Annotated in this window: 24 protein-coding genes and 10 tRNA genes; 22 read left to right on the forward strand and 12 right to left on the reverse strand. The window is 46.1% G+C overall.

All coding sequences use genetic code 11. The annotated features are described in order from the left end of the window. The first annotated feature begins 97 nt into the window (after nucleotides 1–97). From ACFOEE_RS04360 to ACFOEE_RS04425, 14 genes are all read left to right on the forward strand, one after another. Complete coding sequence (locus ACFOEE_RS04360; protein WP_377121308.1) at nucleotides 98–703, forward strand: 50S ribosomal protein L25/general stress protein Ctc; 606 nt, start codon at nucleotides 98–100, stop codon at nucleotides 701–703. An 18-nt stretch (nucleotides 704–721) separates the two neighbouring features. Next, nucleotides 722–1,306 (forward strand): aminoacyl-tRNA hydrolase, encoded by a 585-nt coding sequence (pth, locus tag ACFOEE_RS04365; RefSeq protein ID WP_377121310.1) that lies wholly within the window; start codon nucleotides 722–724, stop codon nucleotides 1,304–1,306. A gap of 51 nt (nucleotides 1,307–1,357) precedes the next feature. Beyond that, entirely contained in the window at nucleotides 1,358–2,449 is a 1,092-nt protein-coding gene (gene ychF / locus ACFOEE_RS04370) for a redox-regulated ATPase YchF (RefSeq protein ID WP_377121313.1), read from the forward strand. Between the two features lie 323 nt (nucleotides 2,450–2,772). Continuing rightward, nucleotides 2,773–2,849: transfer RNA gene (locus ACFOEE_RS04375), tRNA-Met, on the forward strand. A gap of 111 nt (nucleotides 2,850–2,960) precedes the next feature. Beyond that, nucleotides 2,961–3,045: transfer RNA gene (locus ACFOEE_RS04380), tRNA-Leu, on the forward strand. Between the two features lie 32 nt (nucleotides 3,046–3,077). Then, a tRNA-Gln gene (locus tag ACFOEE_RS04385) sits at nucleotides 3,078–3,152 on the forward strand. A 1-nt stretch (nucleotide 3,153) separates the two neighbouring features. After that, nucleotides 3,154–3,230 (forward strand) — tRNA-Met (locus ACFOEE_RS04390). Between the two features lie 112 nt (nucleotides 3,231–3,342). Next, nucleotides 3,343–3,427: transfer RNA gene (locus ACFOEE_RS04395), tRNA-Leu, on the forward strand. A 32-nt stretch (nucleotides 3,428–3,459) separates the two neighbouring features. After that, nucleotides 3,460–3,534, forward strand: a tRNA-Gln gene (locus ACFOEE_RS04400). Nucleotides 3,535–3,755: 221 nt separating this feature from the next. Further along, a tRNA-Leu gene (locus ACFOEE_RS04405) sits at nucleotides 3,756–3,840 on the forward strand. Nucleotides 3,841–3,872: 32 nt separating this feature from the next. Continuing rightward, nucleotides 3,873–3,947 (forward strand) — tRNA-Gln (locus ACFOEE_RS04410). 1 nt (nucleotide 3,948) lies between these two features. After that, nucleotides 3,949–4,033, forward strand: a tRNA-Leu gene (locus ACFOEE_RS04415). Between the two features lie 256 nt (nucleotides 4,034–4,289). Then, nucleotides 4,290–4,374 (forward strand) — tRNA-Leu (locus tag ACFOEE_RS04420). A gap of 169 nt (nucleotides 4,375–4,543) precedes the next feature. Beyond that, nucleotides 4,544–5,215 (forward strand): hypothetical protein, encoded by a 672-nt coding sequence (locus ACFOEE_RS04425; protein WP_377121315.1) that lies wholly within the window; start codon nucleotides 4,544–4,546, stop codon nucleotides 5,213–5,215. Nucleotides 5,216–5,295: 80 nt separating this feature from the next. Here ACFOEE_RS04425 and ACFOEE_RS04430 read toward each other — a convergent pair whose 3' ends face one another. Continuing rightward, nucleotides 5,296–6,450, reverse strand: a complete 1,155-nt coding sequence (locus ACFOEE_RS04430) for an FAD-dependent oxidoreductase (RefSeq protein ID WP_377121317.1) — start codon at nucleotides 6,448–6,450, stop codon at nucleotides 5,296–5,298. A 226-nt stretch (nucleotides 6,451–6,676) separates the two neighbouring features. On the opposite strand from ACFOEE_RS04430, the gene miaB reads away from it, so the two are divergent. The 7 genes from miaB to ACFOEE_RS04465 all read left to right on the forward strand — a co-directional run bounded on the left by miaB (nucleotide 6,677) and on the right by ACFOEE_RS04465 (nucleotide 13,365). After that, nucleotides 6,677–8,110 (forward strand): tRNA (N6-isopentenyl adenosine(37)-C2)-methylthiotransferase MiaB, encoded by a 1,434-nt coding sequence (gene miaB, locus ACFOEE_RS04435; protein ID WP_377121319.1) that lies wholly within the window; start codon nucleotides 6,677–6,679, stop codon nucleotides 8,108–8,110. Nucleotides 8,111–8,270: 160 nt separating this feature from the next. Then, a complete protein-coding gene (locus ACFOEE_RS04440) occupies nucleotides 8,271–9,341 on the forward strand; it encodes a PhoH family protein (protein ID WP_377121321.1) in 1,071 nt (356 codons plus the stop codon). An 11-nt stretch (nucleotides 9,342–9,352) separates the two neighbouring features. Then, nucleotides 9,353–9,814, forward strand: a complete 462-nt coding sequence (gene ybeY, locus ACFOEE_RS04445) for an rRNA maturation RNase YbeY (protein WP_377121859.1) — start codon at nucleotides 9,353–9,355, stop codon at nucleotides 9,812–9,814. Between the two features lie 19 nt (nucleotides 9,815–9,833). Continuing rightward, complete coding sequence (gene corC, locus ACFOEE_RS04450; protein ID WP_377121323.1) at nucleotides 9,834–10,712, forward strand: CNNM family magnesium/cobalt transport protein CorC; 879 nt, start codon at nucleotides 9,834–9,836, stop codon at nucleotides 10,710–10,712. Beyond that, nucleotides 10,690–12,270, forward strand: coding sequence for an apolipoprotein N-acyltransferase (gene lnt / locus ACFOEE_RS04455; RefSeq protein WP_377121325.1), 1,581 nt, complete (start codon nucleotides 10,690–10,692; stop codon nucleotides 12,268–12,270). The genes corC and lnt overlap by 23 nt, the downstream gene beginning before the upstream one ends. Before the next feature lie 307 nt (nucleotides 12,271–12,577). Beyond that, a complete protein-coding gene (locus tag ACFOEE_RS04460) occupies nucleotides 12,578–12,808 on the forward strand; it encodes a hypothetical protein (RefSeq protein WP_377121327.1) in 231 nt (76 codons plus the stop codon). Further along, nucleotides 12,805–13,365, forward strand: a complete 561-nt coding sequence (locus tag ACFOEE_RS04465; RefSeq protein ID WP_377121329.1) for a GNAT family N-acetyltransferase — start codon at nucleotides 12,805–12,807, stop codon at nucleotides 13,363–13,365. Before ACFOEE_RS04460 ends, ACFOEE_RS04465 begins: the two co-directional genes overlap by 4 nt. Here the strand turns inward: ACFOEE_RS04465 and ACFOEE_RS04470 are convergent. From ACFOEE_RS04470 to ccmA, 11 genes are all read right to left on the reverse strand, one after another. Continuing rightward, nucleotides 13,362–14,171 (reverse strand): hypothetical protein, encoded by an 810-nt coding sequence (locus ACFOEE_RS04470; RefSeq protein WP_377121331.1) that lies wholly within the window; start codon nucleotides 14,169–14,171, stop codon nucleotides 13,362–13,364. The genes ACFOEE_RS04465 and ACFOEE_RS04470 overlap by 4 nt on opposite strands. 77 nt (nucleotides 14,172–14,248) lie before the next feature. Further along, nucleotides 14,249–14,980, reverse strand: a complete 732-nt coding sequence (locus tag ACFOEE_RS04475; protein WP_377121333.1) for an MlaA family lipoprotein — start codon at nucleotides 14,978–14,980, stop codon at nucleotides 14,249–14,251. 13 nt (nucleotides 14,981–14,993) lie between these two features. Continuing rightward, the gene (ccmI, locus tag ACFOEE_RS04480; RefSeq protein WP_377121335.1) at nucleotides 14,994–16,241 is read right to left on the reverse strand and encodes a c-type cytochrome biogenesis protein CcmI; all 1,248 of its coding nucleotides are present in this window, start codon (nucleotides 16,239–16,241) and stop codon (nucleotides 14,994–14,996) included. Next, complete coding sequence (locus ACFOEE_RS04485; RefSeq protein ID WP_377121337.1) at nucleotides 16,241–16,705, reverse strand: cytochrome c-type biogenesis protein; 465 nt, start codon at nucleotides 16,703–16,705, stop codon at nucleotides 16,241–16,243. The genes ccmI and ACFOEE_RS04485 overlap by 1 nt, the downstream gene beginning before the upstream one ends. Beyond that, nucleotides 16,702–17,274: a redoxin family protein gene (locus ACFOEE_RS04490; RefSeq protein ID WP_377121339.1), complete on the reverse strand. Its 573-nt coding sequence runs from the start codon at nucleotides 17,272–17,274 to the stop codon at nucleotides 16,702–16,704. Before ACFOEE_RS04490 ends, ACFOEE_RS04485 begins: the two co-directional genes overlap by 4 nt. Further along, on the reverse strand, nucleotides 17,271–19,235 hold the full coding sequence (locus ACFOEE_RS04495; RefSeq protein WP_377121341.1) for a heme lyase CcmF/NrfE family subunit: 1,965 nt from the start codon (nucleotides 19,233–19,235) through the stop codon (nucleotides 17,271–17,273). Before ACFOEE_RS04495 ends, ACFOEE_RS04490 begins: the two co-directional genes overlap by 4 nt. Nucleotides 19,236–19,237: 2 nt before the next feature. Continuing rightward, a complete protein-coding gene (gene ccmE / locus ACFOEE_RS04500) occupies nucleotides 19,238–19,723 on the reverse strand; it encodes a cytochrome c maturation protein CcmE (protein ID WP_377121343.1) in 486 nt (161 codons plus the stop codon). Next, on the reverse strand, nucleotides 19,720–19,923 hold the full coding sequence (gene ccmD / locus ACFOEE_RS04505; RefSeq protein ID WP_377121345.1) for a heme exporter protein CcmD: 204 nt from the start codon (nucleotides 19,921–19,923) through the stop codon (nucleotides 19,720–19,722). Before ccmD ends, ccmE begins: the two co-directional genes overlap by 4 nt. Nucleotides 19,924–19,925: 2 nt before the next feature. After that, complete coding sequence (locus ACFOEE_RS04510; RefSeq protein ID WP_377121347.1) at nucleotides 19,926–20,663, reverse strand: heme ABC transporter permease; 738 nt, start codon at nucleotides 20,661–20,663, stop codon at nucleotides 19,926–19,928. A 1-nt stretch (nucleotide 20,664) separates the two neighbouring features. Further along, the gene (ccmB, locus tag ACFOEE_RS04515) at nucleotides 20,665–21,351 is read right to left on the reverse strand and encodes a heme exporter protein CcmB (protein ID WP_377121349.1); all 687 of its coding nucleotides are present in this window, start codon (nucleotides 21,349–21,351) and stop codon (nucleotides 20,665–20,667) included. Then, complete coding sequence (gene ccmA, locus ACFOEE_RS04520) at nucleotides 21,351–21,971, reverse strand: cytochrome c biogenesis heme-transporting ATPase CcmA (RefSeq protein WP_377121351.1); 621 nt, start codon at nucleotides 21,969–21,971, stop codon at nucleotides 21,351–21,353. Before ccmA ends, ccmB begins: the two co-directional genes overlap by 1 nt. 103 nt (nucleotides 21,972–22,074) lie before the next feature. Between ccmA and fliK the strand changes: the two genes are divergently transcribed. After that, nucleotides 22,075–24,696 (forward strand): flagellar hook-length control protein FliK, encoded by a 2,622-nt coding sequence (fliK, locus tag ACFOEE_RS04525; RefSeq protein WP_377121353.1) that lies wholly within the window; start codon nucleotides 22,075–22,077, stop codon nucleotides 24,694–24,696.

Raw genomic sequence — 24,696 nt, forward strand, 5'->3', positions numbered from 1 at the left:
TTATCCACAGCGGTGGTATAGTAGCGCGCCTTTTAAAGGTGAAGCATTTGGTCGCGAATGTTTCAATTCTTATTAATCTATTGATTTTGGAGACATTATGTCTAACAAATTATACACTTTGGATGCAGAAGTACGCGCTAATTTAGGTACTGGTGCGAGCCGCCGCCTACGTCACGCAGACAAAGTTCCTGCGATTCTTTACGGCGCAGGCAAAGAAGCAGTAGCTTTAACTCTTGAGCACAGCAAAGTATTAAAAGCTCAAGAAGATGAAGGTTTCTACGCGCACATTCTAACTCTAAACATCGGTGGCGAGTCAGTTGAAGCGATCCTTAAAGACGTTCAACGTCACCCGTACAAGCCAAAGATCACTCACCTTGATTTCCAACGTGTTGATCCTAGCCACAAGTTACACACTAAAGTGCCTGTACACTTCATCAACGAAGACAAAGCAACTAAAGGTGGCAACGTTATCGCTCACCACGTAACTGAAATCGAAATCGTATGTCTACCAAAGAACCTACCTGAGTTCGTAGAAATCGATATGGCTAAAGTTGCTGTTGGTCAAACAGTTCACCTTTCAGACGTTAAACTTCCAGCTGGCGTAGTATCTGTTGAGCTTGCTAAAGGCGCAGACCACGACCAAGCGGTTGTTACTCTAAATGCACCTAAAGGTGGCGCTTCTGAAGAAGCAGCAGCTGAGTAATTTTAAGGTGTTAACACCTTGAATGCATTTCAATTGCTAGTGGGCCTGGCTAATCCAGGCCCCGAATACGCGAACACTCGTCACAATGCAGGTGCTTGGTTTATTGAAGAACTGGCAAAACGCTACAACTGCATCTTGAAACACGATACCAAACATCATGGTCTAGTCGGCAAAGTCATTATTCAAAACCAAGAGTTCATGTTGCTTATACCAACAACTTATATGAACTTAAGTGGCAAAGCCGTTGCTAGTCTCGCCAACTTTTATAAAATTCCAGCCGAACAAATCCTCGTCGCGCACGATGAAATGGATTTAGAACCCGGTATCGCTAAACTAAAAAAAGGTGGCGGACATGGTGGTCACAACGGTCTGAAAGACATCATAGCAAAGCTTGGCAACAATAAAGAATTCATGCGCTTGCGTGTTGGTATTGGCCACCCTGGACACAAAGATAAAGTGACAGGATGGGTCTTAGGCAAAGCCCCAGCCAATGAGCAAACGTTAATTGACGCCGCTGTTGATGAAGCGGTGCGCTGTATGGAAATCGTAGCGAAAGACGGTGTGTTAAAAGCACAAAACAGACTACATTCATTTAAGCCGTAAATAGTACGCACTATCGTCAGGCGCAGGTGAATAAACTTAAGGTTCAAAATTATGGGTTTTAAATGTGGTATCGTCGGTTTACCAAACGTAGGTAAATCAACACTTTTCAATGCATTGACCAAAGCGGGTATTGAAGCGGCTAACTTCCCGTTCTGTACTATCGAACCAAACACAGGTGTAGTACCTGTACCGGATCCGCGTATGGATCAACTTGCTGAAATCGTAAAACCAGAGCGTATCGTCCCTACCACAATGGAATTCGTTGACATCGCAGGTCTGGTAAAAGGTGCATCGAAAGGTGAAGGTTTAGGTAACCAATTCCTTGCCAACATTCGTGAAACCGATGCGATTGGTCACGTAGTTCGCTGCTTTGAAAACGACAATATCATCCACGTTTCAGGTCAGGTAAACCCAGCTGACGACATCGACGTGATTAACACTGAACTTGTGCTTGCTGACATGGAAAGCTGCGATAAAGCGATTCTTCGTGTTGCCAAGAAAGCAAAAGGTGGTGATAAAGACGCTAAGTTCGAAGCCGAAGTACTTGAAAAAGTAAAAGCGCATCTTGATCAAGGTTTAACGCTACGTTCGTTAAAGCTTGAGAAAGAAGAATTCGCGGCAATTTCTTACATGAACTTCCTTACAATTAAGCCAACCATGTACGTTGCTAACGTAAACGAAGACGGTTTTGAAAATAACCCATACCTTGATCAAGTTCGTGCCATTGCAGCGGCTGAAAATGCGGTTGTGGTCGCCGTATGTGCGGAGATTGAAGCTGAACTATCAGAACTTGATGATGAAGACAAAGCGGTATTTATGGAAGATTTGGGCCTAGAAGAGCCAGGTCTTAACCGTGTGATCCGTGCAGGCTATGAACTGCTTAACTTGCAAACCTACTTTACTGCTGGCGTTAAAGAAGTACGCGCATGGACAATTCCAGTCGGCGCAACAGCGCCACAAGCGGCTGGTAAAATCCATACCGACTTTGAGCGTGGCTTTATTCGCGCACAAACTATTGCATTTAACGATTACATCCAATTCCGCGGTGAAGCGGGAGCGAAAGAAAACGGCAAGATGCGTGCAGAAGGTAAAGATTACATCGTTAAAGATGGCGATGTGATGAACTTCTTGTTTAACGTTTAAACGTTAACTCTGCTAAAGAGCCTGCTTTTGCAGGCTTTTTTGTTGCTACGTTGCCTGTTTTAGCAACATCAGCGACTACAACGATGAAAAGAGCACTGTAAGACTTACACTATGCGTTACGCCACCACACCATATCAAGAAAGCAAAATGACACTTTAGTCACTCATTAAAACCCTTCTACTGATGAAAATTTCGCGGGATCGTTTAATAAATCCGCAAACAAACTGGGGGGAGGTATTTTTTGCAAAAAAGGTGTTGACGCACTTAGGTCATATACGCATAATACGCCCCGCATCAGCGATGATGAGTATCAAAAGAGAATTGGCTACGTAGCTCAGTTGGTTAGAGCACATCACTCATAATGATGGGGTCACAGGTTCGAATCCCGTCGTAGCCACCACTTTGATTTACTTATAATTTCTGATAGCATATAAAATGCTGAAATGGCGGAATTGGCTAGCTGTCTTGAATTAGACGCTGGATTTAGGTTCCGGTAGATGAAGCGAAAAACGCGGAAATGGCGAAATTGGTAGACGCGCTGGATTTAGGTTCCAGTATCTTACGATGTGAGAGTTCAAGTCTCTCTTTCCGCACCATCTTAACTCGATGTAAAATTGTTAAACTTTGTTGGAGTATCGCCAAGCGGTAAGGCAGCGGGTTTTGATCCCGCCATTCCTAGGTTCAAATCCTTGTACTCCAGCCATGGCTACGTAGCTCAGTTGGTTAGAGCACATCACTCATAATGATGGGGTCACAGGTTCGAATCCCGTCGTAGCCACCACTTCCCTCCCTAGTAAGCTGGGAAAGTGTAAAAATAATGCGGAAATAGCGGAATTGGCTAGTATCTTGAATTAAGACGCTGCATTTAGGTTCTGGTAGATGAAGCAAAAAACGCGGAAATGGCGAAATTGGTAGACGCGCTGGATTTAGGTTCCAGTATCTTACGATGTGAGAGTTCAAGTCTCTCTTTCCGCACCATCTTAACTCGATGTAAAATTGTTAAACTTTGTTGGAGTATCGCCAAGCGGTAAGGCAGCGGGTTTTGATCCCGCCATTCCAAGGTTCAAATCCTTGTACTCCAGCCACTTTCTGAAATAGCGAAATTTGCTAGTTGCTTTGATTTAAGGCGACAGGCCTAAGTTCGATGTTTCGAAAACGCGAAAATGCCGAAATTGTCTAGTTGTCTTGAATTAAGACGCTGGATTTAGGTTACGGTAGATGAAGCAAAAAACGCCGAAATAGCGGAATTGGCTAGTTGTCTTGAATTAGACGCTGGATTTGTGTTCCGGTAGATGAAGCAGAAGTCGCGGAAATGGCGAAATTGGTAGACGCGCTGGATTTAGGTTCCAGTATCTTACGATGTGAGAGTTCAAGTCTCTCTTTCCGCACCATCTTAACTCGATGTAAAATTGTTAAACTTTGTTGGAGTATCGCCAAGCGGTAAGGCAGCGGGTTTTGATCCCGCCATTCCTAGGTTCAAATCCTTGTACTCCAGCCATGCGGAAATGGCGAAATTGGTAGACGCGCTGGATTTAGGTTCCAGTATCTTACGATGTGAGAGTTCAAGTCTCTCTTTCCGCACCATTCCTTCTTTAAAGTTATTAAAATTATATACTGCGGTAATAATGGACTTCACTGGCGCTTTTGGTTTAAGTCGCTGGATTTAGGTTCCACTAGTTGACGCAGAAAAGGCGGAAATTGCGGAATTGGCTGGTGGCTTTTGATTAAGTCGCTGGATTTAGGTTCCAATAGTTGACGCAGAAAACGCGGAAATGGCGGAATTGGCTAGTGGCTTTTGATTAAGACGCTGGATTTAGGTTCCGGTAGATGACGCAAAAATGCGGAAATGGCGAAATTGGTAGACGCGCTGGATTTAGGTTCCAGTATCTTACGATGTGAGAGTTCAAGTCTCTCTTTCCGCACCATATGACTCTTCCCTTGCAATTTCACTAAGCTTTCCAACCACCTGATTTTTCCTTAGTTTTAGTCTAACTTGTCGTTTTTATGTAAATCTTCTGACTTAGAATATTGCAAAACTTACCTGCCATGCGTACGCTCAGTTTACTTATGCTTAATTGTGTCTCGCTGCTCACTATGATCCAGACCCTGAAGAAAATCCTATTACTACCCTTGTTTTTACTTGGTACAGCGTACGCCAAAGACAAGCAAGCTGAAATGCCGCCTTTAGATCCGAGTTGGCAAGGTGAACATGCGATGGCGTTAGTGAACCAAGGTGCAAGCATCTTTGCAGTCTCCATACCCAGCTACAGCAAGCCGCACAGTGTACAAATCGTTTATAAGCTCGATAACAAAGATTTAGCGCTACTTAGCTTGGTGCGCGACGCACAAGTCGTCACAATAAAAACCAAACCTTTCAATATTGAACAGCTGATGCGCGGTGATGAGGTTAATGTCATTGCTGATGTTTATGATGGACATTTCCAAGAGGGTGGCAGCATGTTGTACGAAGCTACTACTTTGGTGTTTGCGGATAAGCTCTATGTAAGAGAACTTAAAGACTTGGCGCCCGCCACCCAGTTTCAGGAATATGATTATATTGAACTGGCGGAAAATACTCGTTTATATATTCATAAAATTCAGCAAAAGCCTAGTTTCAATCATATTTTGGCGGTAGAAATGACTGGTGTATGCCCACTAAAATTAAGAACGTCAAAACGGGTACCAAGTGAAGCGGAATTAATGCGTCATTTCTTTAATTGCGGCTCACTAAAACCGCTGTTTTACGATACTTATCAATTGCAGTAAGGTAACAAGACAAAACCGTTGGTTGTGATGGCTAAATACAATAGCAAAAGCTGTACAATATAATAAGGCAGTGCAATGGGCTAATCGCCCATCGCGTGCTTTAGCACTTGCGCCTTGAGCGGGCCTGCCTTATTAGCCACTTTGAGAACCAGCTCACGAAGCTGCTGTAACGGTTTTAGCTGATTAGAAAAGCCAAAGTAGCAGGCATCCATCATCGACATCATCAATAAATTGTCGCCACGTCGTTTCCTGGCATAACTCTTAAGCCCAAGCTCAGCACCTATGTCGGTCAAATCTAGACTACGAGTTAGTGCATCCACATCTTTAAAACCAAGATTAACGCCCTGACCTGCTAGCGGATTAATGGTGTGTGCCGCATCCCCCACTAAGACCACGCGGTTTTTAAAATAATGGTTAGCATGTTGCCGAGCAAGTGGAAACACCGCACTTTGCAGTACCTCAAAGTCTCCCGGTAAGGGTGGAAAGTGGGCAGTAATTGCCGCTTTTAAGGAATCCGGCGACAATTGTGACAATTGCTGGAGTTTGGTGCCCTCGTCATACCAAATTAAATTCGCATAAGGCGCTGACATTGGCAACAAAGCTACAGGGCCAGAAGGTTTAAACTGCTGCCAAGTTTCTAGCTGCTGTGGCGCATCAAGTTTAATTAAAATGCCCATACAATGCTGTTGGTACTGCCACCCTGTCACGCCGATATTGGCGAGCTGACGAATATGTGACCGCCCGCCATCGGCCGCGATTAATAAGTCTGCACTGAGGGTTTCTGAATCGTACTCTAACACCACGTGTTCAGCGACAAAACGCACTGCCTTTGCGGGCTTTGCAAACGCTTTGACGGTAATAGGCAAATCCGCAAACTGCTGCCAAAGGCTGGCCTGAATCAGTTTGTTCTCAACTATGTGACCTAAATGGGTGGCATTGACTTCTTCTTTATCAAAGCTGAGCACATTATTACCTGATTCGAATGCCGTTAAACGATGATAAGGGGCTGCTCGTGTTGCGCGTAACAATGGCATAGCGCCTAAACTATCGAGTAACCGCTCTGAAAAACGGTTGATCGCCGAAACGCGAATATCAATGCTGTCATCATCTAACACCTGCTGCGCATCAATTGGGGCCTGCTCAATTAGGGTTACTGCGCATCCTGCTCTCGCAAGACTGACCGCCGCTGCCGCGCCAACCATGCCGCCCCCTACTATCACCACCTTGTTTTTCATCAGCTAATTCCTCAGGATTTGTGCTACGGCTATTGTAACGAAAAAAAACCACTGCGGCAGGCTTTCCTACTGGCAATTTCACTTCAATTGATCCCAAAGGGGAAAGTAAAAAACTATACTTGGCTAAGTCGGCGTATACATATAAAATACGCGTCCTTTACGTTTTGCCTTTGTGGGCGAACAACCGTCCAGCGGATCGACGAATTGAAAACGAGGCTTTATTTCAATGGGTAAAAAACTGCATATCAAAACCTGGGGCTGTCAGATGAATGAATACGACTCCCAGAAAATGGCTGATCTCTTAGATGCAACCAATGGTTATCAGTTAACAGAAGAAGCGGAAGACGCCGATGTCATCCTGCTTAATACCTGTTCTATCCGTGAAAAAGCACAGGAAAAAGTGTTCCATCAATTGGGGCGTTGGAAATTACTTAAAGACGATAAGCCAGACTTAGTCATTGGCGTCGGTGGCTGTGTTGCTTCGCAAGAGGGCGAAAGCATTCGTCAACGCGCTCCGTTTGTGGATATCGTTTTTGGCCCACAAACCTTGCACCGCTTGCCAGAAATGATCAAACAAGTGCAAAACAAAGAAGGTGCTGTAGTTGACGTTTCTTTCCCTGAAATCGAAAAATTTGACCGCTTACCTGAGCCAAAAGCCGAAGGCCCAAGCGCGTTTGTGTCAATTATGGAAGGTTGCTCAAAATACTGTACGTTTTGCGTGGTGCCTTACACGCGTGGTGAAGAAGTAAGTCGTCCGTTAGATGACGTGCTATTAGAAATCGCGCAATTGGCAGAGCAAGGTGTACGTGAAGTTAACCTCCTCGGCCAAAACGTGAACGCCTACCGCGGTGAAATGCACGATGGCGAGATCTGCCACTTCTCTGACTTATTACGTTATGTTGCTGCGATTGATGGTATTGACCGTATTCGCTACACCACGTCACACCCAGTTGAATTTACTCAGGACATTATCGACGCCTATGCTGATATTCCTGAGCTAGTAGATCACCTCCACTTACCAGTGCAAAGTGGTTCAGACCGTATTCTTAACCTGATGAAACGCGGTCATATGGCGATTGAATATAAGTCGACCATCCGTAAACTACGGAAGGTAAGACCAAATCTAAGCATGTCTTCTGACTTTATTATCGGCTTCCCTGGTGAAACTACAGAAGATTTTGAAGCGACGATGCAGCTTATCAATGATATCGGCTTTGATATGAGCTTTAGCTTTATTTACTCAGCACGTCCAGGTACACCAGCGGCTGATTTACCCGATGACGTATCAGAAGACGAAAAGAAACAGCGCCTGTACATTCTGCAAAACCGTATCAATCAAATGGCACAAGACATCAGCCGTAAAATGATGGGTACCGAGCAACGTATTTTGGTTGAAGGCCCATCGAAGAAAAATCCGATGGAATTACGTGGTCGTACTGAAAACAACCGTGTAGTGAACTTTGTTGGCCCTCATTCTGTAATTGGTCAATTTGTTGATGTAAAAATCACCGAAGCGTTGCCAAACTCTTTACGTGGCGAGCTAATTCGGACAGAATCAGAAATGAACTTACGTAGGGATGTGGCGCCAGCAACGATTTTAAGTCGAGCTGCGGTGGAGCCACAGGCGGACGAATTAGGTGTAACTACCTTTACGCCGTAAACTAGATACCCCAATGAGAGCCATATCACACTCAGCTACGCGCATTGTTAATGATGCGCTACGCCTAGAAAAAACAAAACAGCAACCGCTGTGTGTGATTGAGTCAACCATGGGAGTGTTGCGCCAGCGAAAGCTGGCGTAGTTGTTATAGGATACTATTTTGAGTAGTCAGTTAAGTCATAACGAATTTTTTCTTGAACCCGCGGACAATGCCCGCCTAGCCTCCTTGTGCGGCACTTTTGACGAACATATCAAGCAGATTGAACGCCGTTTGGGTGTCGAAATTGCACATCGCGACAACTGTTTTAAAGTCACCGGACAGCCTCAACAGGCTAAAGCCGCTGAAGACATCTTAAAGTCTCTGTATGTTGAAACTCAGCCAATTCGCGGTGTACTAAAAGAACTTACGCCAGATGATGTTCATTTAGCCGTAACTGAAGCCAATGTGCTTGAGCAAGAAGCACCGAATGTGTGGGATAAAGAAGTTTTTATCAAAACCCGCCGTGGCGTGATAAAACCGCGTAATCCGCACCAAAGCCAATATGTCGCGAATATTTTGCGCCATGATATTACCTTTGGCGTGGGGCCTGCCGGTACAGGTAAAACTTATCTTGCTGTTGCGGCTGCGGTTGACGCGCTTGAGCGCCAAGAAGTACGACGTATTTTGTTAACTCGTCCGGCAGTTGAAGCGGGTGAAAAACTTGGTTTTTTACCAGGTGATTTAACCCAAAAAATCGACCCCTATTTACGTCCGCTCTACGATGCACTTTTTGAAATGCTGGGTTTTGAGAAAGTCGAGCGTTTAATTGAGCGCAACGTAATCGAAGTGGCACCGCTTGCCTATATGCGCGGTCGCACATTAAATGACGCATTTATCATCCTCGATGAAAGCCAAAACACCACGGTTGAGCAAATGAAAATGTTCTTAACCCGTATCGGCTTTAATTCTAAAGCAGTGATCACCGGTGACGTAACCCAAGTCGATTTACCACGCGGCGCACGCTCCGGCTTACGTCATGCCGTGGAAGTATTAAGTGAAGTGAATGAAATTTCGTTTAACTTCTTCCAATCTCACGATGTGGTGCGCCACCCTGTGGTGGCGCGTATTGTCGAAGCTTATGAGAAAAAAGAAGAGGCCGAACGTCTTGAGCGCATCGAAAAGCAAAAAATTCGTGATGCTGAACGTCGTCAGATGAATCACACCCCTCATCATAGCCAATCCGAAGAGTGAACAGCGTGGACATAAACTTAGACCTAGATTTACAACTGGCCTGTGAGTTTGACAATCTGCCAAGCGCAGCCCAATTTCAACTCTGGGCAGAAAAAGCTTTAGTTGATTATAAAGCTGAAGCGGAAATGACCATTCGCATCGCTAGTGCCGAAGAATCTCAAGCGCTTAATCGTGATTATCGTGGCAAAGACAAACCAACTAATGTGCTCTCTTTTCCATTTGAAGCACCGCCTGGCATAGAACTGCCATTAATCGGTGATTTAATTATATGTCCCGAAGTGGTGCTGGCTGAATCAGTTGAGCAGGAAAAGACTTTTCACGACCATTTTGCCCATATGGTCGTCCACGGTTGCTTGCATTTACTTGGCTTTGACCATATAAATGAGGAGGACGCGCTCGAGATGGAAAGTATCGAGAAACAGGTTTTAGCAGATTTGGGTATTTCAGACCCATATCGCGACGAAATTGAATAATACGGAGTAAGAAAAAGCAATGAGCGACGATAACTCGCAAAGTAGCCAGGGTTCTTCAAGTAAGAGCTGGCTGAGCCGCATCACCCAGTTGCTGCAAGGGGAACCCCAAAACAAAGAGGAGTTGGTAGAAGTCATTGCCGACGCTCAGGAAAGATCCCTGATTGATCCTGAGACCAAAGACATGATGCAAGGCGTTTTAGAAGTCTCTGAAATGCGCGTGCGCGACATCATGATCCCCCGCTCGCAAATGGTTACGCTTGACGTTGATGTGCCGATTGAAAATCAATTGGCTTTGATGATGGAATCATCCCATTCACGTTTTCCGGTGATCTGCGAAGATAAAGACCACGTTGAAGGGATCTTACTTGCCAAAGATCTACTACCTCTGATCCTAAACCGTGACGGTGCACTGCCTTCACTGCGTCAGTATTTGCGTCCGGCATTTGTGGTACCAGAGGGCAAGCGAGTTGATGCCCTACTCAACGAATTCCGCCAAAAACGCTACCATATGGCGATTGTCATCGACGAATACGGGGGCGTTTCAGGTTTGGTTACTATTGAGGACATCCTTGAGCTTATCGTCGGTGAGATTGAAGACGAACATGACGATGAGGATGAACTTCAGCAGATCCGCCAGCTGGCCAAGTACACCTATGTGGTGCAAGCGTTAACCCCGTTGGACGAATTCAACGCGTTTTTCAAAACCAACTACGACACCGATGAAGCCGACACCGTTGGTGGTATTGTGTTACATGCGTTTGGCCATATGCCAAGCCGAGGTGAAACAATTGATATTGCGCCACTGCAGTTTAAAATCACCAACGCTGATAGTCGTCGTATTTTGCAATTACAAGTGACAGTGCCCAAGCCGCAGTATGGCGACGATACCACTGACTAAGTTTTTGCGAAGCTTACGTGATCGGCATTTGTGGGCCGCACTCTTAGGAGGCGGCCTTTTAACATTTGCCTATGCCCCATTTAACCTCTGGCCATTACTGTTTGTTGGCTTAGGGCTAGCTTGTTACGCCACTGATCAGAACCATTGGCGACAAGTGGCAAAATATGGCTTTGCGTTTGGTTTTGCTTGGTTTGCCGCAGGAATAAGCTGGGTACACGTCTCCATTGCCGAGTTTGGTGGCTTACCTTTAGTAGTTTCACTGGCCTTAATGGCGCTGCTATGTGGCTATTTGGCATTATTCCCAGCGCTTGCATTTACCCTCGCCCATATACTGAGTAGCGGCCCAATCACACGCCTGCTCGCCTTAGTGGTTAGTTTTGCTCTCACTGAGTGGTTACGCGGTACGTTGCTTACCGGCTTTCCATGGCTAAGCTTTGGCTATACGCAAACCGATGCCCCGCTCAACTTGTTGGCACCTTGGATTGGCGAATTTGGCCTTACCTTATTGTGTGTCTTGCTGGCTGGGGCATTCTATCTTTGCCTTACTCAAAAACGTTGGCTACCGACTTGCCTGTTGGCGAGTCTTATTGGCATAGGGCTGTTACTTGCTCAGCATTCACCTAGTGCTGAATATTCAGGCAAAAAAATCAAAGCGTTATTAGTACAAGGTAATATCCAACAAAGCCTGCGTTGGGAACCTGAACATTTCTGGCCCACCATGCAAAAGTATCGTGATATGACACGCGTAAAATGGCAACAAGCTGATCTAGTGGTATGGCCTGAAGCGGCCGTACCAGAGTTGGAAGAAGTCGCGGGGCCATTTCTGGAATCTTTAGATAACGCCGCGGTGTTTAACAATACCGCCCTTGTCACAGGCATTCCCGATTATCAGTTTGATACCAGACGAGTCTACAACACACTAATAGTGGTCGGTAAACGGCAAGCTGAGGATACTTCTGGACAATACACCTACTTACATCGTAATCGCTATCAAAAACATCAGCTGTTACCTATTGGTGAGTTTGTGCCTTTCGAAGACTGGCTGCGGCCTATCGCGCCACTTTTCAACCTTGCCATGTCGTCTTTTACTCGGGGTGAGGCACAGCAAGCCAATTTGCTCGCCAATGGCCTGCACCTGCTCCCTGCGATATGCTATGAGATTGCCTTTGCTGAACTAGTAAGAGGTAACTTTCAAGCGGATTCCGACATTCTCTTTACCGTGAGTAACGACGCTTGGTTTGGTCATTCCCATGGTCCACATCAACATATGCAAATCGCGCGGATGCGTGCCTTAGAATTACAACGTCCACTTATTCGCGTAACCAATAACGGCATCAGCGGCGTATACGATCCTCTGACCCAAACACAGTTGACCATCCCGCAATTTTCAGCCGACACCTTGCTCGCTGAGGTTAAGCTCATCAACGGCTATAGTTTTTATAGCCAACATGGCACTACGCCGATTTGGCTGGCCATGGTGCTGTTAAGTGTAAGCCTATTAACACTGCGCGTTTATCAGTTGCGTTACCGCGCCAAGCCTAATCAATTAACCAGTTAATCGCAGCTCGACATAACCGAGCTGCGTATAATTCACTCAAGCGTATCCTGCCCTTGCACTAGATTGGGGTTTTTTACCAAATTTGGTGCATTCTCTCATTCACACCAACACCTTAAAAAATATTTAAACCACTGTTTTTATTTGACTTTAAATCTTGGCACAGATCTTCCTATAGCACTATGTCTGCGTATATCTACACGCAGTTACAAGCGAAGGAGACTGACTATGTACACTTTATATCAAACCTTATATCTACTTTGGCATTTAGAGATCTCAAGTTGGGATATGGACACCAAGGAGCGTTGCGATGAGTGAAGAAAAATTAAACTTAGTCCAAGCCGCGGTGGCTTTAGTGTTGCACGCCAACTGGTTGCCTTCCGAAGCAGCGGACAGATGTCGATTGCCAAAAAGAGTCGTTTATCGTGCTGTTCGCGAAGCACAACATAAGCCCTGCGACAAGCGCATAAAACTGCAAGCGGCGAAAGAGAAGTTACTCAGCAGCTTACAACAAATTGACATGGAACTGGCCGAACTATGAGTTTACATTTTGTGGTGGTGAAACAGCTAGAGCCAGTGCTCATCGGCAAACTCACCACCTTATTAGCAGAATGTGTCGACAGTGGCGCGTCTTTAGGTTTTTATCAGCCAGCAGAGCCAACTAGCTTAACCGAATATTGGCAAGGCCTATGCCATGACATTCTAACAGAGAAACGTACTTTGCTCGTGGTGTATAATGACTCTCAGTTAGCTGCCACAGTACAGTTGCACTATTGTCACAAACAAAACGGCTTACATCGTGCTGAGGTCGAAAAGCTCTTAGTGGCACCGCGTTACCAGCGCCAAGGTATAGCAACACAGTTGATGGCGAAAATGGAGCTACTCGCGCGCTTTAAAGGGATCAAGTTACTGTTCCTTGATACCCAAACTGGCGATAAAAGTGAGCTATTTTACCAAGCTTTGGGCTATCAACTCTCTGGCACTATTCCCGCTTTTGTTAGCTGTCATTTAGGGCAACTACACAGCACCAGCGTCTATTACAAGCAGCTCTCACAGTGTTTACCAAGTGCTGATGCAACATTACGACAGACCGCCTAGCTTTTGATCGTCACACTGCTAGGCAATTTACTAAATGCCACTACAGCGTCATTACGCTGTGCGATACTGAGCCCAGACTGACTTTCCCGATACCGCTGACAATAGCTGAGACTATCGGCATCTTGGGCATAAAAAGGTGACTGATGACGAAGTGGCTCCAACATAGTGAGCCAAGCACGCAGCACAACTCCTGGTGCTGGCGCTTCTGCACGCATAATACGCTCAGACAAAGTGAATTGACTACCCACCGCCACAGCTAACATATCGTCGTTGGCGGCTGCCAGCCAGCTCGCCCCTGCGGCATTAACACAAATAAGCGGAAAATAAGGCGCCAACGCGGGCAATACGGTATTGGCATAAATCTCAACTTGCCAATAAGAGCGGGCAATTTGCGCAAACAGCTCAAAGCTGGTGATTTGGGTAAAACGCGCATCAGCCAGCAACATCACTTCGACCCTTGGTTTATTTGGGTGCACAGTGTCATTACTTACATCTAAATACCATTTATCAACTAGCATGGCATTTTGGAAGTATTCATCACGCAATGACCCCCAAGCTTTATGCACTACACCACCGCGCTGCACATAGCTGGCGATTTTCCGTATTGCAGGGCATTCGGTCTTGGAAAACTCCATCAGCAGCAGTCGCTGTACTTCATCGCGAATTTCCTTGCAGCGTCCCAAAGGATAAGGCTTGCTAGCAAAATAAGGATATTTAGGCAGTAACGTGAGATCCGCCTTTAACCGCAACTTAGCTAAGCTGGTGTGCAGTGACACTAACTCTTGTGACGAAAACTCGAGCGACACGAAGACAACTCCCGTTTTGATAAAGTAACCATTTTGACTATAAAGAAAAAGGCCGAATAATTCGACCTTTCAAGAGTTTATAGATTTTCTAGGAAGTCTTCGTCAAAGTCCACTGGCTCTTCCTTAATCGGTGGTTTGCCGTCATAGACCTCAGACAACTGACGCTGAAAGTAAATGTCTTTCATAAACAGGTATGGGTCCAATGACTCGTTCAGCAGCTTCTCCTGTGGGATAAGCTGAGCACGCGTTTCGATAGACTTCAGCGCATAAAGCAAAATACTTTGCGGTAAAGAAAGCGCGATTTCTGGAAACACAAAGTTATCTACGACATCACCCGCCACGTTTCTAGAAGTATAAGGCCCCATGGCTGGCATCATGATATACGCACCATCATCGACTCCCCATACGCCAAGAGTTTGGCCAAAGTCTTCATCCGCGATTTTCAAGCCAAAACTATCAGCTACATCAAATAGGCCAAATAAGCCTAATGTGGAGTTGATAAGAAAACGCGCGACGTTAATCCCGGTATGCTCTGCTTTACCTTGTAAGGCAGCGTTAGCGATATCCGTTGGCATGGTTAAATTAGTAGTAAAATTAACCAAACCACGTCTTACTGGTACCGGCGTATACTCCACATAACCGACCGCGATAGGACGCAAAATATAGGCATCCAACACATCCATATTGAAATCGTAAATCGGACGGTTTAGTGCTTGTAATGGGTCACGCGGGTCTTGCTTTTCAGCCGGCACCGTCGCGCATCCTGTCATTACTATGGCAGCCATGGCCGCCAGCAACGTTCTAAGCATATTGCTTCCTTTCTTAATAAACACGACTGATTGTGACCTCGGTCACATTCTTGCCCGCTTGTAAGGTTACTTGGGCGCCTTCACCCTCCAACTCCCCAGCTTGTAGTGCCACGCTTTCATCCTTAGAAATGCGTGCTGTAACCATCACTTGCTGGTACTGCGACAACTTAAGTTCTGGCATCATGGCAAGGCCATCATCCAAAGTAACGCTTAGCGGAAATTTAAACTCATGCAACTTTGCAACGGCAAGCGGCATTTTGGGGCCATTGACTGCTTTGGCGAAGACAAACAACACCGCATTTTCAGGTACTTCCTTTACTAGCTCTGGTGCTAAAGTCACTTGCACCACAAGCTGTTTACTCGCCTCAGCGCTCTTTGGCTGGGTGCTGGCTATATGACCCTCTATTTCCTTAATACGTTCCGTTATCATAGCGTAACGCGGATCGTCCTGACCTAAACTTGCCAACAGCACTTCAAACGCGGTTTTGGCTTCTAACCAATCTTTGCGCTCATAGGCAATCAGTGCCAATAAGCTGATCGCGTCAATATTGCCGGGGTCATGCTGTAGCACTTTCGATAGCATCCGTGCCGCCCGATTAATATTGCCCTCTGAGCCTTCAATTAATAGCACTTGGCTATAATTAATCAATACATTGGGGCTATCTGGCGTCATCTGCAAGGCTTTCTCGAACGCTTGCATTGCCATTTCATAATCATTGATAGACATTGCCACACGGCCAAGCAACATCCAAGCCACGGCGTCATCGCCTTCTGCCGCGAGCTTAGTGCGTAGACCTAACGCAAAGGCCTGTAACTCATTGGCTGATAAAGGTTCGCCCTTTTGCATTACCGCACGTTCACCATATTCTGGTAATTTTTCTATTGCTTGATACCAGCTTTCAACTTGCTTGCTGTTGCCAGTCCAGTGATAAAATACCGCGCTAACCGCAAGCAAAAACGCCACGCCCGTTAAAGCGAAGATACGATTGTCACCACGGCTAGTCAACGCTTGCTCAGGTGCCAATTCGTTGAGTAACCGGCGTTTCATTTCAAGCACTGCTTCGTAGTGCACCAAAGTGTCCATGCGGCCTTGGCTTAACTCATCGTCAAGCTCTTTGCAGCGCTGCTCGTAAATTGCAATACGTTCAGCGTTGGCATCATGATCAACCCGCTGTACACGCTCACGACGTAAAAAGGGCGTCACCACAAATAGCACTGCTAATACACTTAACAGCGCAAACATTACCCACATTTCAGTCATTATTGCTGCTCCCGCTGTTTGTATTTAGCGATAAGCGCCGCCAATTTAGCTTCGTCACCGTCATTCCACTCTTGACGGCGTGCTGCTTTGCGTTGACGCAGCACAATAGAAATAAAACCAAGTATTACAATCAGCACAGGTAACACCCAAAGTACTATGGTCGCAGGGGTAACTGGCGGTTGGTAATGCACAAAGTAACCGTATCTATCTATCATGTAGTCGATGACTTCTTGCTTACTTTTGCCTTCGTTGACCAGTTCTAATACTCTGTCACGTAAGTCTTTTGCCACGATAGCGTCAGAATCCGCAATATTTTGGTTCTGGCACTTAGGGCAACGGAGTTCTTTAGTGAGTTCGGCAAAAGTTTGTGCGCGCTCTGGGGTCGCAAACTCATATTTGTCTTCGACTGCATAGGTAACTGTGCTTACCAATAACAGCAAAGTCGCAATAATTAACGCTCTCATGGTGTTAGCTCCTGTAAAACGGGGGCAAATTTACTACGCCAAACGCGTTCGTTAATGTCACCAGTGTGATGCAACAGAATTTTACCTTGTTTATCAACTAAGAAGGTTTCTGGTGCGCCAGAAACACCGAGATCCAATGCCAGTGTGCGACTGAGATCAAGAATATTAAACGCATATGGGTCGCCCGCCCGCGCTAGCATGCTGCTGACTTCCTCACGCAGTGCATTGACGTCGAACTTGTCACCAAAATCTGGGTCGTACGCCTGTTCATAATAAAGCCCGACGATTTTGATACCGCGCTCTCTAAGCTCAGTTAAATAGCCTAACTCAGCCAAACAGGTTGGGCACCAAGTGCCCCATACATTCATCAGGTACACTTCGCCGAGTAAATCGGTATGCTGCCAAGTTTTATTTTCATCCATTAAATCTGGCAGGCTGAATGCGGGCATTTCTTGCCCAATTCTGCCGGTTTGTAGCTCACGCGGATTACCAAACAGGCCCTGATAAAGAAATACGCTTAGCAGCAAAAATACACCAAGCGGCACCAAAGCTAATAATTTGCGGTTCATGCTTTAGCTCCTTGCGTTGCTTTTGACTCTACGCGACGGCGATAACGTTTATCGAGCAGAACTAAAAAGCCTGCTAGCGAAATCAATAACCCGCCAAGCCACATCCAACGTACATAAGGCTTGTGGTAAATGCGTAATGACCAAGCGCCATCGCTCAATTGCTCACCCAGCGCTAGATACAAGTCACGGAAGAAGCCATCATCAATTGCCGCTTCAGTCATAAATTGCATACCCACATCGTAAAGGCGTTTTTCCGCATGGAGACGCACCACAAACTCACCGTTTTTAGTCACGGTGACTTCACCGGCGTGACCACTGTAGTTTGGTCCACGAATGGTATTTACACCTTCAAAACGATAGTCGTATTGGTTCAGCGTGGCGATTTCACCTGGCTTCATACTGACATCTCGCTCGACAGAATAGGCTGAGGTTAAAGTCACGCCAGCAATCACAAATGCAAGACCTACGTGGCCAAGTACCATAGCCCAGTAACTGATGCCTAGACGTTTCATCCCTTCTGTCACACTATTGTGTAGTGCAATTTTTTGCAGTAAGTCAGTCAAAGTCGCAAGTGTTATCCACACAGCGAGTGCCGTGCCCATAAAGGTCAGTGGCGTAACATGGTCGTAACCACCGTAAAGCCAAGCTGCGGTTAAAATCAGCGCTAGCACCACATTCAGTAACCACTTTGGTGCTAACGTATCAAGTTTGTTTTGCTTCCAACGCAGCATTGGGCCAATACCCATTAATAAGGCAAACGGCACGATCAGAATAGCAAACATCTTATTGAAAAAAGGCACGCCAATTGAGATTGAACCTAAACCTAACTCTTTGTGGATCATAGGTAGCAAAGTACCAAGTAATACCACTAAGGTCGCCACCACCAAAAAGATGTTATTGAGCCATAAACTCACTTCACGTGAGGCAAATTTATAACGTCCTTCACTCACTACCTCAGATACGCGTAAGGCATAGAGGGTCAAGCTGCCCCCCACCACGACCGCTAGGAAAGATAAGATATATAAACCACGGTCAGGATCGGTGGCAAAAGCATGCACTGACACAATAATGCCAGAGCGCACAATGAAGGTGCCAAGCAAACACAAAGAGAATGCCGTGATAGCGAGCAGCACAGTCCAAGATTTAAAAATCCCGCGCTTTTCCGTCACAGCGAGCGAGTGTAATAGTGCCGTTGCTACTAGCCACGGCATCAGTGATGCGTTTTCAACTGGATCCCAAAACCACCAGCCACCCCAGCCCAGCTCTGAGTAAGCCCACCAGCTGCCAATGGTAATGCCTAAAGTAAGAAAACCCCATGCCGCCATAGTCCACGGGCGAGACCATTTTGCCCAAGTGTTATCAAGTTTGCCGGTAATAAGTGCTGCAATAGCAAAGGCAAACGACACCGACAATCCCACATAACCCATATACAACAAAGGCGGATGGATGATCATACCGGGGTCTTGTAATAGAGGGTTAAGGTCACGACCTTCTACGGGGTAATAAGGGAGTAAACGCTCAAATGGGCTCGACATCCACAGCGTATAAAGCATAAAGCCCACACCAAGGAACCCCAGCACACCAAGTACCCGCGCCCGCAGTACCCAAGGTAACGAGCGCGACATCAAAGCAACTAGCGCTGTCCAAGACGATTGCATGACTAACCAAAGTAAAATTGCACCTTCATGACCGCCCCATGTCGAGGTCACTTTATAGTACCAAGGTAATGTACTACTGGAATGGTGTGCAACATATTTAACGGTGAAGTCATCCACTAAGGTGACGTAAATCAAAATTGCAAAAGAGAACAGTACGAATAAACATTGACCAACGGCCAATGAAGGGGCTGCACGCATCAGGCGTAAATTACCGGTATGCGCTCCCCATAACGGAAAGATACACAGCAACAGCGATAGCGCCATGGCTAGTACCAAAGAAAAATAACCTATTTCTGGGATCATGCCTAATTCTCGCTCGCACCGTTAGTGTAGTATTTTGGCTTTTCGTGCTTAATGCCTTTGACTGCTTCAGCTACTTCTGGCGGCATATATTGCTCGTCGTGTTTTGCTAACACTTCGAACGCTTCAATCACGTTAGGTTCAATCAAATTACCTTGTGCGACAATACCTTGGCCTTCACGAAAGAGATCCGGCAAAATACCTTTATAACGCACAGTCACTAAAGGACCGGTGTCAACCAGCTTAAATTCCACGTCGAGAGAGCGTTCATCGCGTACCACAGAACCTGGCACCACCATACCGCCGATACGCAACTTTTGGCCGATAAAAGGCTTTTCCAGATCTGGGCCTTTACCGTTGATAAGCTCACTTGGGGTATAAAATAGATTGATATTTTCCTGCAACGCGTACAAGGTCAAACCAACGGCCGAGCCAATCCCAAACACCACCCCAATGAGGGTAAACATGCGTTTTTTACGTCTTGGATTCACGCTTTGGCCTCCTCACGAGCTTGCTTAATACGTGCTTCACGGGCCATTTGCTCGCGAATAGCGCTTTTAAGTTGTTTGCTGTCAAACCAAGAACTGAAGAAAATACCAAGTAAAATCAGAGCACAAGAGCCAAATGAAAGCCAAACGTAAAAACCATAGCCGCCCATGGCAAGAAAATCACTGAATGATGCAAATTGCATGCTTAACCTCGACTCACTAAATCACGTACCCATGGACGATGCTGTTCACACCGTAAAATTTCATTTTTGAGTCGCATCAACGTCACTACGCCCAAAATGCCAGCAAAGCCAACAATATTGATAAGTAGTGGCCACAGCATCGAAGGATCGATGGCAGAAGTATCAAACTTTGTGATGGTTGAACCTTGGTGTAAGGTATTCCACCACTCTACCGAAAAGTGAATTATCGGTAAGTTGATCACGCCAACAATCGCCAAGATACACGCAGCGCGTCCCGCGACTTTCTTATCTTCAAATGCGTGATACAAAGAGATCACGCCAAAATACAAAAACAATAATATTAATTCTGAGGTGAGGCGTGCATCCCACACCCACCATGCGCCCCACATAGGTTTACCCCACGCGGCACCCGTAATAAGCGCAATCGCAGTCATCGCCGCGCCTACTGGAGCAATGGCAATAACCGCCAATTCCGCGTTACGAATCTGCCATATCAAGGCAATGATGGCGGCAATCGCCATTGAGGAATACGCACCCATCGACCAAATTGCAGAAGGAACATGGATGAAAATAATCCGATAGCTGTCTTTTTGCTGGTAATCTGCTGGCGCATACGCCAATCCCCAGATCCAGCCAACCGCCACACAAACCACGCTTATCACCGCAAAATAGGGTAAAAAGGTATTACACAACTGATATGCCCTTTCGGCTTTGGCATAAGGATGTAACCATTTCCACATTTTAACTGACACTCACTCTTAAAGCTGACGATATGGCAAACGGTGCGGCAATGGTTGCTACGGCCAACATCGCACCTAAAATCGCTAACTGTCCACCGTACGCCAACGACATCATACTGGTATCAATGGCAGACGTAGCGAAGATTAATACTGGAATATATAAAGGCAGGACCAATAAACTCAACAATATGCCACCTTTTTGTAGGCCCACTGTTAGCCCAGCGCCAATGGCGCCAATTAAGCTCAGCAGTGGCGTACCGATCAGCAGCGTTAGGCATGTTGCACCTAAAGCTTGCTGCTCTAAATTCATTAATAATGCAAATAACGGCGATAACAATACCATAGGTAATCCAGATACCGTCCAGTGCGCGCTTACTTTGGCAATAACACTGAGCGATAACGGATAAGGAGAGGCGATCAATTGCTCCAATGCGCCATCGTGGTAATCATCCCGGAATAACTTATCGAGACCAAGCATAGTCGAAAGTAACGCGGCAACCCAAATAATTCCGGGCGCCATGCGCGCTAATAACGCCGGTTCAGGTCCAATCGCAAGGGGAAATAAAGTAATAACAATGACAAAAAACAGCAGAGGATTAAAAATTTCAGCGCGCTGACGAAACGCCAAAGTGACATCTTTACGATAAACCGCGGAAAATAATTGCCAGTAGGAATGTTGAGGCTGCATTACAGTCGGTACTCCAAAGACAAAGTGAGCAACTGCGCAAATTGTGCGGTTAAGTCTTGGTGGGTAGTTAATAAAATCCCGCCGCCGTTGCTTAGATGGGTTTGGAAACGCTGCTGCAGTAACGCCACGCCCTTTTTATCTAGGGCCGTAAATGGCTCATCCAAGATCCACAATTTGGCGTGATTATGCCAGAGCCGAACCAGCGCCACTCGTCGTTGTTGACCTGCGGATAAAGTCCGCACTGGAACATCTTCAAGGCCGACTAAACCGAGCTGCGCTAACAGTGGGTAAATCTCACCGTTATCCCGCACACCATGCACGGCCTGCCAATGGCGCACGTTTTCATAAGCACTTAATTGCCCATTCACGCCAGTTTTGTGGCCAATAAACAACAAGTTAGCGGCAAACTCATCATAGTTGTGTTGAATATCTTCACCTGCAAACAGCACTTGACCATCATCGGCTCGGGCAAACCCAGCAATAATGCGCAATAAACTGGTTTTTCCAGCGCCGTTTGGGCCTTCAACTTGCATGATTTCCCCTGCTTTTAGGGAAAAACTCAGTGAGTCAAATAAACATCTGTCTTGTTTTATGCAACTGACGGCTTTTATCTCAAGCAAACCTATGATTCTCTTTACCCAAAATTGGGCGTTAGTCTAACATAATGGTATGGTAATACGAATATTGTCATCCCGTCGTTTAACGAAAATTTGATTTAAAATAATGAATAAAACGCCAATATCGCTTCACAACCAAAGCATTACTGTCGATGTTGGCAGCACGCCAAGTCAAGACACTAAAGTTCTTAGCGAGCTCAGTAAAGCGGGTGAATTTTCTGCCCGCAATATAGTGGCGCAAGATACTATTCTGCAAATGGAAGTAGAGCTTGATGGCCGCTGGCAAAAGCTGCGCCTGACGCTGAATACGCCCGTGGAACAAAATACCCAATTAAGCTCAGCGAAAATTCAAGTTGGTGCCGATGGTAAACAACTCACCATTAGCAGTGCACCGCAAACCTTATATGTCACAGATCGTGAAGCCATAGTTAAATTACTGCATTTTTTACAAAGTGGTGAAACCCAACTACCAAAGCAACTGCCCGCTGAAATTAACCGCAATGGTCATTTAGTGCTGAAGTCCTTAGGTTTAGAATTGGCGTTAGACAAACAAACCTCAGCGCTGTTACGCCAAGAAGGTCGGCTTTTCGCTACGCTACAGGCTACCAGCTCTGGCTTGCAAGTGAACTTACAAAATACCTTTGCCGATGTGCTGCATCGCAGCCAAATTAGCTATGGCGGACTCGTGAAACAATTGAGTCAGCAATTCCCGCAACTGATGGCTAAAGTCGAACAGTGGCAGATGCTTGTCCAACATAGCCGCGCCACAGTACCGGCGTTAAAACTGCCAGTGAATACCCCGCAAGAGCTGGCCGGATTAAAAGAGTGGCAAACCTTGCGGGTAAAACCATTTAACCAAGTGTTGAGTTTGATTAAACCCCAACTGCAGTTTAGTGCTGAGTTAAAAACCAGTCTCAACCAACATTTACCCGGTTTAGTAAAACCAAGCCCAGTAATTGCGCCTGCCACTTCAGCTTCTAATCACTTATTGGCTTATAATAAACCTTTATCAGAAGTGAGTTTAAGTGAGATAAGACAAGCCGTTGCCGAGGCAATCAAAACTTGGGTGAATAAACCTTTTGCAGCTTTACCACAATGGTTAAGTACTGTGCGACCAAGTAGTCAGAAAGATTCAGCTACACTCGCAAAACCGCTCACGCCTGACGTATTAACACCGGCAGCTCAACCCTCAGCTTCGTTCAAAAAGCCGTTAGATACCAAAACCGTAGCTAATATGGGTAGTGTGCCAAAAAATACTGAACAGAGCAGCCAACCCGAGTCAACCTCAAGTAGCATAAACAAACGCACACTTAGCGCAGCATTATGGTTACAACCGCCCCTATTACCAACAGCACCTGCATCGAGCACCGCATTACCTGCAGCGCTGACTAAATTGGCGCAAAACGCACCGCTTTTGTCATTACTTTTGGGCATAAAACAACAGTTGACTCTAACAATTGCGAGCGCACCTAGTGCTCAACCAGAGCGCGCCTCACCACCTGCCACACCACCAGCAAAGTTTGTAGATAGCGAACTACCTAAGCCGCAAACGCCCAGCGCCACTAAAGCGACAGCTAAAGACACAGTCCAATTATTAACGCCGCTGCTAACCAAAACGCAGACGCAAGCCGATAAACCCGCCACCATACCACCCTCTTTAGCGCAGCAAGCAACAGCAACGTTTGCAGCCAAAACGAGCAACGAGATAGCCGCTTTAAATACGTCAGCACAAACCCTCCAGCACAGCACGCAAGATACAACAAAGGCAACTGATCTGGTCAAAGGTATACCGAGTTGGCTGCTAGCAACAACGAACAAGCCCCAACAAGGTTTAAGCCAATTAGAACAAAAACTATTGGAGCCTTGGTTTAAAGCAGAAAAGTCAGCCGAAAGTAACCCTGCAAAACAATTAAGCGCAGCGCTCAACCACCTCCAGCAACATGAGGAAGCTTGGCCTGCCGACTTAAAACGCCTAATCAATCAAGCATTCAGTCGGATGTGGGATGAGCGCACTATTCAGCCTATGGCGGTTGGCCAACATTTACAGCAAGTTTTCTCACCGCAAGCTCAATCTAGCCCAATATTGCAAGCCTTAGACAAATTACTGGTGACTTTTTTAGCCGCGCCCAAAGCGCTGGCAACCACGCCAAACCAAGTAACCCCTGAGCAACGCTTGGAAGCGCTACTCAATACGCTCCTGCCACAATTTAAGGCCAGTAACACAGCGCAGCTACAACAAGCACTGCAAAATGCCAGTTTGATGCAAGGGCTAAGTGAGGAGTTGGGTAAAATCCACCAAAGTTTTTCGCAGCCGCAGATCTCACAGTTGAATCAGCAACAAACCAGTGAGCAAACATTACTTGTTCATCTTTTTATGCCAACCAAGCAAACCTTGCCGCAGCAGCAAACCGAACTGCAAATCGGCAAATACAAAAAGCCTGCTAAAGCCCATCTGCCTGAAAAGACGGTATGGTTTATTCGGCTGAATTTTGATTTACACCCGTATGGTAAGTTGTCAGCACAAGCTGAACTGATGGATAAAGCGGTGGACTGTGAACTGTTGGCCGATAACAACACAGTTAAAGGCATGGCTGAGCCGCATCTTGGCGCACTGCGCGCTAAACTCGCACAACACGGCTTACAAGTTGGTGAGATTAATTTGAGTGAAAACCCAGAGCAAGTACAAGCGTTTTATAATAGCCACGCGATTGTTAACATTAAGGTTTAA

This window comes from Pseudoalteromonas fenneropenaei, assembly GCF_042643375.1.
Classification (GTDB): Bacteria; Pseudomonadota; Gammaproteobacteria; order Enterobacterales; family Alteromonadaceae; genus Pseudoalteromonas; species Pseudoalteromonas fenneropenaei.